Raw genomic sequence first — 14,010 nt, 5'->3', positions numbered from 1 at the left:
AGTAATGGGTATTTTCGGCGCTCTCACCACGTCGGTCGCCGGCCTGCGCGCCAACTCCTACGCGCTGGAGAACATCTCCGGAAACATCGCGAACTCGCAGACCACGGCCTTCAAGCGCATCGACACCTCGTTCCTCGATCTGATCCCGCAGACGGGCAACAACCAGCAACTCGCCGGCTCGGTGAACGCTGAATCGCGGTTGACCAACACGCTGACCGGCTCGGTGCAGTCGGCCGCCGTGTCGACCTACATGGCCATTAATGGTGAGGGATTCTTCGTCGTCCAGAAGCCCGCTTCGTTCACCGACAACAATCCGATCTTTGCAGGCGTCAACAACTACACCCGCCGCGGCGACTTCTCGCTCGACAAGAACGGTTATCTGGTGAACGGCGCCGGCTATTATCTGCAGGGCGTGCCGATCGATCCGAGTACCGGCAACCCGGCCGGCAGCGTGCCGCAAATTCTGAAATTCCAGAACGACTTCCTTCCGTCGCAGGCGACCACCAAGATCGACTATCGCGCCAACCTCGCCAGCTATCCGCTCACGACCAAGGCCAACAAGTCGGTGGTCGGCTCTGAATTGCTGCGCCCGGCCGATTTCGTGTCCAATCCGCGGCCACTTGGCACGCCTGCGGCTCCCTATACAAACACCAGCATTCTCGGCTCCGCGCGGACCAACTTCCAAACCCCCGCTGTGGCAGTGACCGGCGCCACCCTGCTGAAGTCCGCCAGCGGCACCGACTCGCTGCAGGCCGGCTTCACCGCGAGCGATACCATCACGGTGAAGACGACGACGGGCGGCGTCACCACCGACAAGACCGTCGCGTTCTACGATTCCAGCGCCGGCGGCAGCGCCGGTTCGGCTCCCGACACCGCCTATGTCGATCTCAATGGCGGCAGCATCTCCACCCTGCTGGCGGCGATCGACGGTCTGACCGGCAACGCCGCGCCGAACCTGTCCAACGTCGCGAGCGGCGTCGTCACCATCAACAGCGGCCTCGCCAACGACATTCAATTGTCGTCGTCGAGTTCGACCGCATGGAATGCGCTCGGCTTCACCGGAACCATCACCGCGCTTCGCGGCGGCGGCGGCACGGCGGGTACCGGCGTGGTGATCGGCTCGGACAACCAGACCTTCCTGGACGAGTCGATCGCCGGCGGTGCGCTGACGGCCTACGACGGCAACGGCGCTCCGGTCAGCCTGCAGTTCCGCTGGGCCAAGGTCGCGTCGGCTGCGGTCGGCGGCACCGACACCTGGAACCTGTTCTATCAGACCAATCCTAATGCGACCGGATCGGACGTCGCCTGGGTGAACGTCGGCACCAACTTCACCTTCGGCAGCACCGGCCAGATGCAGCCGGTGGTCGGCCAGGTCACTCTGCCGGGCGTCACGGTGAACGGCATCAGCCTCGGCAACCTGACGATGGCGATCGGCACAGGCGGTCTGACCCAGTTCTCCGACAGCAACGGCAACGTGCAGGTCAACCAGTTGAAGCAGGACGGCTACGCCGCCGGCCAATTGGTGAGCGTTTCGGTCAGCAACCAAGGTCGCGTCGTCGGCAGCTATTCGAACGGCAGGAATATCGATCTCGCCGAGGTCAGCGTGGCCACCTTCAACGGCGCCAATTTCCTGAAGCGCATCGACGGCGGTGCGTTCGAAACCACCAACGAGTCCGGCGAGGCGCTGTTCGGCAAGGGCGGCAGCATCTCGGGCGCGTCGCTGGAGTCCTCCAACACCGACATCGCCGACGAGTTCACCAAGCTGATCGTCACCCAGCAGGCGTACTCGGCCAACACCAAAGTCATCACCACCGCCAACACCATGGTGCAGGACCTGCTCAACGTGATGCGTTGAGCGGTCGCGCGGCGTCGACCTCGAACCCGGGTAGCCAGTCATGAGTCTCGGAGACGCACTTTCGATCGCAATGGCCGGCCTGCGCGTGAACCAGGCCTCGATGTCGCTGGTGTCGTCGAACGTCGCCAACGCGGAGACCCCCGGCTACGTCCGCAAGACCGTCAACCAGGGCGTCACCGTCTCCGGCCAGACCGGGACCGGGGTCCAGGTCAACGGCATCAACCGCCAGCTCGACGACTACGTGCTGGCGCAGCTTCGCACCGAGATCTCGGGCGCCTCCTATGCGTCGCTCCGATCCGATTTTCTCGGTCAGCTTCAGGGGTTGTTCGGCGACCCGAACTCCACCGGCACGCTGGAAAGTTCGTTCAACGGCCTGACCACGGCGATGCAGGCGCTGGCGACCAGCCCCGACAGCACGTCGGCGCGGATCGGGGTGCTGAACGCGGCCCAGGCGCTGGCGGCCGGTTTGAACGCGATGTCGAACGGCATCCAGACGCTGCGCTCCGGCTGCGAGGCCGGGCTGACCGACGCGGTCGGAACGGCGAACAATCTGCTGAAACAGATCGCCACCATCAACACCCAGATCCGGACCAATCCGCAGGGCGGCACGTCGACCGACGCAGCGACTGCGGCGCTGCTGGACCAGCGCGATCAGGCGATCAATCAGCTCTCGCAACTGATGGATATCCGGATCGTGACCAACGGCGCCAACCAGGTCTCGGTGTTCACCGGGTCCGGTGTCCAGCTCGCCGGCATGGAAGCGGCCACGCTGTCGTTCGACGCGCAGGGGACGGTCAATCCGGGGACCACCTGGTCGTCGAACAGCATGCTCAGCGAGCTCGGCTCGGTTACGGTGAGCTATGCCAGCGGTTCGACGATCGATATCACCAGCTCGCTGAAATCCGGCAAGATGGCCGCCTATATCGAGCTGCGCGACAACACGCTGGTGACGGCGCAGACCCAGCTCGACCAGTTCGCCGCCACATTGTCCAGCTCGCTGTCGGACAAGACCACCGCCGGCACGCCGGTGACCTCCGGCGCCTCGGCCGGGTTCGCGCTCGATCTCTCGGGCATGAAGAGCGGCAATACCATCAACATCGCCTACACCGACGTCGCCACCGGACTACAACACACCGTCACCGTCGTTCGGGTGGACGATCCCAGGCTGCTGCCTCTGCCGCAGACCGCGACCAACGATCCCAACGACTACGTCGTCGGCATCGACTTCTCCGGTGTGTCCGGCTCGGTGGAGTCTCAGCTCAACGCCGCGCTGTACGGCCGCAACCTGCAGTTCACCGGCACTTCGCCGAACATCAACGTGCTCGACAACGCCGGCTTCTCGACGGTGAATTCGGCCTCGGTGACGACGACGGTGACCGGGCTGGCCGGCGGCAGCGTCGAGGTGCCGCTGTTCAACGACAACGGCTCTCCCTATTCCGGATCGATCAACGTCGCCGGCAATCAGATGACCGGCTACGCGCAGCGGATCTCGGTCAATGCCGACCTCGTGAAGGACAATTCCAAGCTGGTGGTCTATTCGACCTCGCCGGCGACCGCCGCCGGCGACACCGCCCGCCCGGACTTCATGATCAAGCAGATGATGAATAGTAAGTACTACTATTCGGCTGCCACCGGCATCGGCTCCGACACCGCGCCGTTCAAGGGGTCGCTCCAGAGCTACCTCCAGCAGTTCGTCAGTCAGCAGGGCTCCAACGCGGCCGCCGCCAAGCAATTGTCGGAGGGGCAGAACGTGGTGCTCAACACCTTGCAGCAGAAGTTCTCGGCGTCCTCCGGCGTCAATATGGACGAGGAGATGGCGCATCTGCTGTCGCTGCAGAACGCCTACGCGGCGAACGCGCGGGTGATGTCGACCATCAATCAGATGTACCAGTCCCTGATGCAGGCGATTTGAGGCGAGCCATGGCGATCGACGGCGTAAGCGGGCGTACCTCCTACATCGGAACCGGGATCCTCAATCTCCGCAGCCAGCTCGAGACCTTGACTCAGCAACTCTCGAGCGGGCGGATTTCGAACGACTATGCCGGCGTCGGGACCGGGCGCAGCCTGGCGATCGGGCTGCGCGCTCAGATGGCCAATATCGCCAGCTACAGCGACACGATGACCAACATTACCACCCGCATCAGCGTGGCGAATCTGTCGCTGCAGCGGATGGCCGAGATCAGCAGTGAGGTGAAGGGCGCGGCGGTCAGTGCCGGTTCGACACTCGACAACACCGGCCAGACCCCGGGACAGCGGACCGCGGCGCTCGACTTCTTCGATTCCGTCGACATGCTGAACGCGCAGGTCGGCGACCGCTATCTGTTCGGCGGACGGGTCACCGACACCGCTCCGGTGACGGCCGCCGACAAGATCATGGACGGTGACGGGGCCGCGATCGCCGGTCTGAAACAGGTGGTCAGGGAGCGCCACGACGCCGACGTCGGCACCGACGGCATGGGCCGGACCATCGTGTCGGCCGGTGCGACGGCGACCGCGGTGCAGATCGGCGAGGATTTCGCCGCCAACCCGTATGCGCTCCCCGATCCGATCGGGCCGTCGCCGTTCGGGATGAAGCTGAACGCGATCTCGACCACGATCAGTGGCGCGGTGGTGACGCAGCCGACCGAGACGCCGCCGACCACGCCGCCGGCTGCGCCGAATCCGAAGGCGATGACGGTCGATCTCAACGGCGTGATCCCGAACGACGGCGACGTGGTGAAGTTCACCTTCGACATGCCGGACGGGACGCAGGAGACCATCACCCTGACGGCGTCGTCGAAGACCCCGCTGCCGGACGGCTGTTTCGCGATCGATCAGGGCTCGCCGACGGCGGTGCCGCCGGTGGCGCCGTCGTCCTCGGTCACCGCGACCAATCTGCAGACTGCGCTCACCGCAGAGGTGAAGAAGCTCGCCAACGGGCCGCTGGCTGCGGCCTCCGCCATCAAGGCCGGTGACGACTTCTTCAGCAACACCCCGCCGCTGCGGGTCGCCGGCACCGCGCCGTTCGGCGCCGCCACCTCGCAGGTCGCGGGCACCAAGGCCAATACCATCTTCTGGTACAATGGCGAACCGGACTCCGCGAGCGATCCAGCGCGTGGAACGGCGGTCGCCAAGATCGACGACGCCATCACGGTGCAATACGGCGCCCGCGCCGACGAACAGGCGCTGCGCAAGCAATTGCAGACCGTGGCGGTGTTCGCGGCCGTCACGACGTCGGCGACCGATCCCTACAGCTCCGGAAAGATCGCGGGGTTGAACCAGCGCGTCGCCGCCAATCTCGCGGTGGTGCCGGGCGAGCAGTCGATCCAGAACATGCAGGCCGAACTGGCCGGCGCCCAGGCTTCGATCAAGGCGACCAGCAATCGGCAGGTCCAGGGCAAGGCGCTGGCGCAGACCATGCTGAGTTCGATCGAGGGCATCAACAACGACGAGGTCGCGACCAAGATCCTGGCGCTGCAGACCGCGTTGCAGGCGTCGTATCAGACGACGTCGCAACTCTATCAGCTCAGCCTCGTCAAGTTCCTCTAGTTAATTATCTCTGAACGGCGGGCCGCCGCTCCGGCGGCCCTGCGGCGACCGGTTTGGTGTCGCTTAGCTGCCGCATGTGCAGCACAAGTCCTCCTAAACGCTCACGGATCACGACCAACCACGTAGTCTTGCGAGGCTGTGTGAGCCGTCTCGCGGCGCGTGTCATTTTGCACAAACCAGTGATTTTACGGGCGATTCCTTCCATCAAAGCCGCTGTTCCCACTTTACAGAATTTTAGACTCTGCCGGTCAAGGTGCCGCGGCCGATCAAGAAGATCGCGTTAGCACACCAGGAAGGTAGCTTTAATATGTCCGGTATCGTTCTATCCAACGCCGTCCGCCAGAACCTCTCGTCGCTTCAGGCCACGGCCGACTTGCTCGCCACCACCCAGAGCCGCCTGTCGTCCGGCAAGAAGGTGAACACGGCGCTCGACAATCCGACCAACTTCTTCACCGCCACTTCGCTCGACAGCCGCGCCAGCGACATCAACAACCTGCTCGACGGCATCGGCAACGGCGTGCAGATCCTGCAGGCCGCCAACACCGGCATCACCTCGCTGAACAAGCTGGTGGACAGTGCCAAGTCGATCGCCAACCAGGCGCTGCAGACCACCTCCGGCTATTCCACCAAGTCGAACGTGTCGGCGACCATCTCCGGCGCCACCGCTGACGACCTGCGCGGCACCCAGAGCTTCAGCAACGCGGTTGCGACTTCGAACGTGATCTTCGATGGTACCGCCGGCGGCACCACCGCGGCCTCCTCGACCGACACGCTCGGCGGCGCGATCGTCAGCATCGCGTCCGATCCCAGCACGCCCGTCGTGGTCGCGGCAGCCGTCGATAACTCCGCGGCGGGAAGCGCTCTCACTGTCGGCACTGCCGGTGCGACCGCGGCCGGCACCAACCTGATCAGTGAGCTGACCAACGGCGCGACTTCGACGGCGACCGGTCCGGCCTCGGGTGACTCGATCACCGTCAACGGCAAGACCATCACCTTCACGACCGCCGGCGCTGCCAGCAAGGACAGCGAAGGCAACTACACGATCGGTATCGACCAGACCGTCAACTCGCTGCTCGACACCATCGACACCATCAACAACAACTCCGGCCTGACCTCGACCGTCACCGCAGGTGCGATCACCCTGCACACCGGCACCAACAGCCCGCTGACGATCGGTGACAACTCTGGCGGTACCGTTCTCACCAAGCTCGGGTTGACCGCTCAGACCATCAACACCACCGCGGCCGCGACATCGACGCAGCAGATCTCGTCGACGACCCAGTTGTTCAACACCAACGGTGGCCTGACCAGCACGTCGATCTCTGACGGCACTCAGCTCACGGTGAACGGCAAGACCATCACCTTCAAGACTGCCGATGCGCCGCAGGGCAACAACATCGCGTCCGGCACCGGCGTCCTCGGCCGCATCGGTACCGATGGCAACGGCAACTCGACGATCTATCTCGGCAACCAGACCAACTTCACCAATGCCACGGTGGGCGATCTGTTGACCGCGATCGATCTCGCCAACGGCGTCAAGTCGGCGACGATCTCCAATGGCGTCGCCACCATCAGCACCAACTCGGGCCAGACGGCGTCGACCTCCACCGGCGGCGTCACCACGATCCAGAGCTCGACCGGCGCTGACTTGAACATCACCGGCTTCACCGATCTGTTCAAGAACCTCGGTCTGACCACCGCCTCCGGCACCGGTCCGTTGACGCTGACCAAGCAGCGCACCACCAGCGCCTCGACGCTGGGCACGCTGATCCAGGACGGCTCGACCCTGAACGTGAACGGCAAGACCATCACGTTCAAGAATGCCGGCACCCCGGCCGCCTCATCGAGCCACACCGGCATCAGCGGCAACATCGAAACCGACGGCGCCGGCAACTCGACCGTGTACCTGCAGAAGGGTACGCTCGATGACGTGCTGAAGGCGATCGACCTCGCCACCGGCGTGCGGACCGCGACCCTCGGCAACTCCGGTGCGGTGATCTCGACCGCGCAGGGCACCGCCAACTCGACGATCTCCAGCGGCTCGCTGAAGATCTCGACCGGTCTGGCCTCTGATCTCAGCATCAGCGGCGGCACCGGCAACGCCCTGTCGGCGCTCGGCCTCACCGGCTCGAGCGGCACCTCGGACTCGTTCAAGGCGGCCCGCGGCACTGCGGCCGGCAGCCTGAACGGCAAGACGCTGACCTTCACGTCGTTCAACGGCGGCGCGGGCGTCAATGTCACCCTGGGTGACGGCACCAACGGCACCGTCAAGTCGCTGGCCCAGCTCAACACCGCGCTGTCGGCCAACAACATGTCGGCGTCGATCGACAACGCCACCGGCAAGCTGACGATCTCGGCGTCGAACGACTACGCTTCCCACACCCTGGGTGGCGCGGACGGCGGTGTGATCGGCGGCACTCTGGCCTCGACCCTGACCTTCTCGGTGCCGACCGCACCGGTGGCGGACGTCAACGCCCAGAACACCCGCGCCGGTCTGGTCAAGCAGTTCAACGACGTGCTCGAGCAGATCAAGACCACGGCGCAGGATGCCTCCTTCAACGGTGTCAACCTGCTGAACGGCGACACCCTGAAGCTGGTGTTCAACGAAACCGGCAAGTCGACGATCTCGATCCAGGGCGTCACCTTCAACCCGACCGGCCTCGGCCTGTCGAGCCTGACCTCGGGCGTCGACTTCATCGACAACAAGGCCACCAACGCGGTCCTGGACAAGCTGAGCACGGCCTCGACCTCGCTCCGCTCGCAGGCCTCCGCGTTCGGTTCGAACCTGTCGATCGTGCAGGCCCGTCAGGACTTCTCGAAGAACCTGATCGCGGTGCTGCAGACCGGCTCGTCGAATCTGACGCTGGCCGACACCAACGAGGAAGCGGCGAACAGCCAGGCGCTGACCACCCGCCAGTCGATTGCGGTGTCCGCTCTGTCGCTGGCCAACCAGTCGCAGCAGAGCGTGCTGCAGCTCCTCCGCTAATCGCGGCGTAGCCGATCGAACGACCGAAGGCGGCGGGGGCGACCCTGCCGCCTTTTTTCTGCCCGGCTGGCGCTGCCCCGAGGTTCGTGTTGCGGGCGGCGATGCAGTAAGGTGCAGGTGATTCGGGTTCTCCTGGAAACGGCGCCGTTGCATGACCGACACCGCCCCGACGGCCGATTTCGTCGCTGCGCCTTCGGGCGCGCCGGTGCCGTGCGCACCGGCTCCCGACCAGATCCTCGCCGACATCATCGCCGCGCTGCCCGAGCTGGCGCGGCATCACGCCCCTGGCGGTGCCGCCTACACGGCGCTGGCTTCGGCGGCGCGTAGCGCCGTGGTGGCGCTGTTCGGGCGCGGCGGCCGCGACGTGCGGTTCGGGCCGTTCGGGCCGATCAGCTTTCCCTATCACCGGATGGGTGCGGTGGACTCGCTCGACCTGTTCGGGCTCGACGAACTGATCCTGTTTTCGTTCTACTGGCAGAACCGCGGCCGCTATCGGCGCGTCGCCGACATCGGCGGCAATATCGGCTTGCACAGCCTGATAATGGCTCGCTGCGGCTTTGCGGTCGAAACCTACGAGCCGGACCCGGAGCACGTCGCGCTGTTTCAGGCCAATATGCGCGCCAACGGCGTCACCACCGTCCACGTCAACGAAGCGGCGGTGTCGGCACAAGCCGGCGAGGCCGAGTTCCTCCGACTGCGCGGCAACACCACCGGCAGCCACATCGCCGGCGCCAAGCTCGATCCCTATGGCGAGATCGACCGCTTCAAGGTCCGCCTCGCCGCGTTCGACGACATCGCCGCAAACGCCGACTTCGCCAAGATCGACGCCGAAGGCCACGAGGCGGTGATCATCACCTCGCTGCCGCGCGAACGCTGGGCGACGATCGACGTCATGCTCGAGATCGGCAGCGACGCCAATGCCGCGGCGATCTTCGACTATGCGCGCGGCGCCGGTGTGCACCTGTTCACGCAGAAGACCGGCTGGCGCCGGGCGGAGACGCTGGCTGATCTGCCGACCTCCTACAAACAGGGCAGCGCGTTCCTCACCGCCGGGGATGCGATCCCCGGGTTGTCGCCGTCATGACCCTTCGTGCCTGCCAGGTAGTATTCCGAGGCGCGGGACGCTGCGCGGCGGCGGCCGGTCATGATTTACACATTGCTAACGAATCACGCGCAACCGTGATGGTTCGGAATGCCGAGGACGCCGATGACGCAGTCGCGTAACAGCACCGCTCCCGTTCCCGACGACGTGGCTGACGACGTCGCCGCGACGCCGCTGCTGTCGAAACGGCAGATGCTCGGCTATTACGACCACCTCCGGGCGACGCTCGCCGCCGCGCAGGCCTCCGACTGCGAAGGCCGCCCGTTCGCGCAGGAAGTCGCCGCCTCGCTGGTGATCGCCTGGGCCCGCGAAGTGCATGCCGATGGCCGCAAGCTGATGTTCATCGGCAATGGCGGCAGCGCCGCGATCGCCAGCCACATGGCCACCGACTATTCCAAGAACGGCGGCATGCGGGCGCTCTGCTTGAACGACGGCGCGATGCTGACCTGCCTCGGCAACGACTACGGCTACGAGCAGGTGTTCGCCAAGCAGATCGAGCTGTTCGCGCAGGAAGGCGATCTGTTGATCGCGATTTCCTCGTCCGGCCGATCCCCGAACATCCTCAACGCGGTGGCCGCGGCCCGTGTGCGCGGCTGCCGGGTGATTACCTTGAGCGGATTTTCGGCGGACAATCCGCTGCGCCGCGAGGGCGATATCAATTTCTATCTGGCCTCCGACCAATATGGCTTCGTCGAACTGGGCCATCTGACGATCTGCCATGCCATCCTCGATTTCGCCTGCGGCCAGCGCGTGCCGCTGCCCGCGGCCGGCTGACCGGCCGGGCCGGGCGGCGATCTGCGCGGCCCTATCAGGGCATGCAAAAATGCGTGTATCTCTTGCATTCAGAGCTGAGTTGATTCGCCCGCGTCCCGATTCGGCGCGCTGTGGGGCTGGCTTATCGGTGGGAACGACACGATGAAGATCCTGGTGACCGGCGCCTGCGGCTACGTCGGAACCACGCTGGTGCCGAAGCTATTGGCGCGCGGCGACGAGGTGGTGGCGTTCGACATCATGTGGTTCGGCAACGATCTGCCGCCGCATCCCGCGCTCACCGTCGTGCGCGGCGACGTCCGCGATACCAGCTCGATCGATCTCTCCGGGATCGACGCGATCGTGCATCTCGCTTCGGTCGCCAACGATCCGTGCGGCGATCTCGATCCCAAGCTGACCTGGGAGATCAGCGCGCTCGCCACCATGCAGCTCGCCGACCGCGCCGCGCGCGCCGGCATCCAGCGCTTCGTCTACGCCTCGTCCGGCAGCGTTTACGGCATCAAGGACGAGGAGCAGGTCACCGAGGATCTGACGCTGGAGCCGATCTCCGAATACAACAAGACCAAGATGGTGGCCGAGCGGGTGATGCTCAGCTATGCCGGCGACATGGCGGTGCAGATCGTGCGGCCTGCGACGGTGTGCGGGCCGTCGCCGCGGATGCGGCTCGACGTCTCGGTCAACATGCTGACCATGCAGGCGCTGACCAACGGCGAGATCACCGTGTTCGGCGGCAATCAGGTTCGCCCCAACATCCACATCGACGACATCACCGACCTGTATCTGATGTTGCTCGACCGGCCCGAACTGCGCGGCATCTACAATGCCGGGTTCGAGAACATCTCGATCCTGGACATCGCCAGGATGGTCGATGCGCAGGTGCCGACCAAAATCACCGTCACCGCCTCGAACGATCCGCGCTCCTACCGGATCAACTCCGACAAGCTGCTGGCGACCGGCTTCAAGCCGAAGAAGACGGTCAACGACGCGATCCGCGAGATCATCGTCAAGTTCCAGCGCGGCGAATTGAAGAACGAGGACCGTCACTACAATCTGCGCTGGATGCAGCGGAGCCTGCAGGCGTGACCGGTATCGTTCCCGCGTCCGCGCCGTGTGCAATGGCCCGCGCGGGCTTCGACAAATATCTGGTGATCGGTTCGAACTCGTTCACCGGCGCTTCGATGGTCAGCTATCTGCTCGACCAGGGCGCCGAGGTCGTCGGCATCAGCCGCTCCGACGAGCCGCACCCGGCGTTCCTGCCGTATCGCTGGAAGAATGCCGACCGCTTCCGGTTTCACAGGCTCGACCTCAATCACGATCTCGACGCGATCATGCAGATGGTGACCGCCGAGCGGTTTCCCTGCATCATCAATTTCGCAGCTCAGAGCATGGTCGGCGAGAGCTGGGCCAACCCGGATCATTGGTTCATGACCAATGTGGTGTCGACGGTGCGGCTGCACGAGCGGCTCCGGACTTGCGACTTCCTCGAGCGCTACGTCCACGTCACCACGCCGGAAGTCTATGGCAACGCCACCGGCACGCTGACCGAGGACGCGGTGTTCGATCCGTCGACGCCCTATGCGGTGTCGCGCGCGGCCGGCGACATGAGCCTGCGCTCGTATTTCCGTGCCTACGGCTTTCCGGTGCTGTTCACCCGCGCCGCCAATGTCTACGGCCCCGGGCAGCGGCTGTACCGGATCGTGCCGCGCACCATCCTGTTCATCAAGCTCGGCCGCAAACTGCAACTGCACGGCGGCGGCACCTCGGAGCGTTCGTTCATCCATGCCGCCGATGTCGCCGACGCCACGCGGCGGATCGCCTGCAACGGCAAGCTCGGCGACAGCTATCACATCTCCACCGACCGCATCGTCACCATCCGCGCTCTGGTCGAGATGATCTGCACGATGATGGGGGCGCGGTTCGAGGACCAGGTCGAGATCGTCGGCGAGCGGCTCGGCAAGGACGCCGCCTACAAGCTCGACAGCAGCAAGCTGCGCAGCGAGCTGGGTTGGAGCGACCAGATCACGCTGGAGCAGGGCATCGAACAGACGATCGCCTGGATCGATCGCTGGTTCGAGGAACTGAAGAGCCAGCCGTTCGACTACGCGCACAAGCCTTGAGGACCGCGATGGGTCAGGAAATCGATCTGCTCGTCAATTATCCGCGTACCAAGCGCAATGTCGACGAGCGCGGCCAGACCAAGTCCGAAGAAGACCGTGCGATCGCGCGCAAATTCGGCAAGGAGTTCTTCGACGGCGACCGCCGCCACGGCTATGGCGGCTTCAACTACATGCCGCGGTTCTGGCAGCCGGTGATCCCGACCTTCCAGCAGCATTTCGGCCTCGACGCATCGTCCTCGGTGCTCGACGTCGGCTGCGCCAAGGGCTTCATGTTGCACGACATGGCCGAACTGATCCCCGGCATCACCGTGAAGGGCGTCGACGTTTCGGAATACGCCATCGCCCACGCGATCGACGACATGAAGCCGCATGTCGGCGTCGCCAGCGCGGTGAAGCTGCCGTTCGCCGATAAGTCGTTCGACGTGGTGATCTCGATCAACACCGTGCACAATCTCGTCCGCGACGACTGCGCGACCGCGCTGCGGGAGATCGAGCGGGTCGCGCGCAAGGGCGCGTTCATCACCGTCGATGCCTATCGCGACGACGAGGAGAAGCGCCGGATGACGGCGTGGAACCTGACCGCGCAGACCATCATGCATGTCGACGAGTGGAAGGCGTTCTTCGCCGAGGTCGGCTACACCGGCGACTACTACTGGTTCATCCCATGAACCCCGAGACGTCGCGCCGCCTGCTGTTCGACATGCTGCGGATCCGCAGCGTGGAGGAGACCATCGCGGCGCGTTACGGCGAGCAGAAGATGCGCTGCCCGACGCATCTGTCGGTCGGGCAGGAGGCGGTCGCCGCGGCGGCAGGTGCGGTGCTGAGGCCGACCGATCTTGCGGTCAGCGGGCATCGCGCCCACGCGCATTATCTCGCCAAGGGCGGATCGCTGAAGGCGATGATCGCCGAGATCTACGGCAAGGTCACCGGCTGCGCCCGCGGCAAGGGCGGCTCGATGCATCTGATCGACGAGAGCGTCGGCTTCATGGGCTCGACCGCGATCGTCGGCGGCACCGTGCCGGTCGGCATCGGACTGTCCTACCCGATGAAGCTGAACGCCACCGGGCAGATCGCTTGCGTGTTCCTCGGCGACGCGGTGCCGGAGACCGGCGTGTTCTTCGAGTCGGTGAACTTCGCGGTGGTGAAGCAGCTCCCGGTGTTGTTTCTGTGCGAGAACAACGGCTACTCGGTGTATTCGCCGCTGAGCGTGCGACAGCCGCCGGGGCGTAAGCTGTCCGAACTGGTCGCCGGCTTCGGCCTGACCACCCATCACGGCGACGGCAACGACGCGCGCGCGGTCTATGCCGCGCTGAGCGAAGGGGTGGCAGCGATCCGGTCCGGCGAGGGGCCGCGGTTCTACGAGTTCGAGACCTATCGCTGGCGCGAGCATTGCGGCCCGAACTATGACAACGAAATCGGCTATCGCAGCGTTGCCGAGTTCGAGGCGTGGAAGCTGCGCGATCCGGTGCCGGCGCTGCAGCGCGCGCTGATCACCGAAGCCATCGTCACCGACGCCGACGTCGCCGACATGCAGGCGGAGATCGATGCCGAGATCGAGGAGGCGTTCGCCTTCGCAAAAAGCTCGCCGTTCCCGCCGCCCGAAGACGCCTTCACCGACGTCTATGCGTCGACCGCAGGCTGAGGAGGGCGG

The 14,010-nt window shown here is 65.1% G+C and carries 10 protein-coding genes; all 10 read left to right on the top strand.

Going from position 1 to position 14,010, the window contains the following annotated elements:
* Positions 1 to 4: 4 nt before the first annotated feature.
* The 10 genes from FLL57_RS15105 to FLL57_RS15060 all read left to right on the top strand — a co-directional run bounded on the left by FLL57_RS15105 (position 5) and on the right by FLL57_RS15060 (position 14,001).
* Positions 5 to 1,855, top strand: coding sequence for a flagellar hook protein FlgE (locus FLL57_RS15105; RefSeq protein WP_047308632.1), 1,851 nt, complete (start codon positions 5 to 7; stop codon positions 1,853 to 1,855).
* 40 nt (positions 1,856 to 1,895) lie between these two features.
* Complete coding sequence (gene flgK, locus FLL57_RS15100) at positions 1,896 to 3,767, top strand: flagellar hook-associated protein FlgK (RefSeq protein WP_047308633.1); 1,872 nt, start codon at positions 1,896 to 1,898, stop codon at positions 3,765 to 3,767.
* 8 nt (positions 3,768 to 3,775) lie between these two features.
* Positions 3,776 to 5,383, top strand: coding sequence for a hypothetical protein (locus FLL57_RS15095; protein ID WP_013501193.1), 1,608 nt, complete (start codon positions 3,776 to 3,778; stop codon positions 5,381 to 5,383).
* Between the two features lie 307 nt (positions 5,384 to 5,690).
* On the top strand, positions 5,691 to 8,369 hold the full coding sequence (locus FLL57_RS15090) for a DUF1522 domain-containing protein (protein WP_013501194.1): 2,679 nt from the start codon (positions 5,691 to 5,693) through the stop codon (positions 8,367 to 8,369).
* 151 nt (positions 8,370 to 8,520) lie between these two features.
* Positions 8,521 to 9,453, top strand: a complete 933-nt coding sequence (locus FLL57_RS15085; protein WP_142883299.1) for an FkbM family methyltransferase — start codon at positions 8,521 to 8,523, stop codon at positions 9,451 to 9,453.
* Between the two features lie 123 nt (positions 9,454 to 9,576).
* Complete coding sequence (locus tag FLL57_RS15080) at positions 9,577 to 10,245, top strand: SIS domain-containing protein (protein WP_013501196.1); 669 nt, start codon at positions 9,577 to 9,579, stop codon at positions 10,243 to 10,245.
* Between the two features lie 141 nt (positions 10,246 to 10,386).
* On the top strand, positions 10,387 to 11,325 hold the full coding sequence (locus FLL57_RS15075) for an NAD-dependent epimerase/dehydratase family protein (RefSeq protein ID WP_013501197.1): 939 nt from the start codon (positions 10,387 to 10,389) through the stop codon (positions 11,323 to 11,325).
* On the top strand, positions 11,322 to 12,359 hold the full coding sequence (locus tag FLL57_RS15070; RefSeq protein WP_142883298.1) for a GDP-mannose 4,6-dehydratase: 1,038 nt from the start codon (positions 11,322 to 11,324) through the stop codon (positions 12,357 to 12,359). Before FLL57_RS15075 ends, FLL57_RS15070 begins: the two co-directional genes overlap by 4 nt.
* Before the next feature lie 8 nt (positions 12,360 to 12,367).
* A complete protein-coding gene (locus FLL57_RS15065; RefSeq protein ID WP_142883297.1) occupies positions 12,368 to 13,027 on the top strand; it encodes a class I SAM-dependent methyltransferase in 660 nt (219 codons plus the stop codon).
* Positions 13,024 to 14,001, top strand: coding sequence for a thiamine pyrophosphate-dependent dehydrogenase E1 component subunit alpha (locus FLL57_RS15060; protein ID WP_142883296.1), 978 nt, complete (start codon positions 13,024 to 13,026; stop codon positions 13,999 to 14,001). The genes FLL57_RS15065 and FLL57_RS15060 overlap by 4 nt, the downstream gene beginning before the upstream one ends.
* Positions 14,002 to 14,010: the final 9 nt, after the last annotated feature.

This window comes from Rhodopseudomonas palustris (assembly GCF_007005445.1).
GTDB lineage: Bacteria > Pseudomonadota > Alphaproteobacteria > Rhizobiales > Xanthobacteraceae > Rhodopseudomonas > Rhodopseudomonas palustris_G.
The sequence above is the reverse complement of the archived record's forward strand: the minus strand, read 5'-3'. Positions and strand labels throughout refer to the sequence as shown.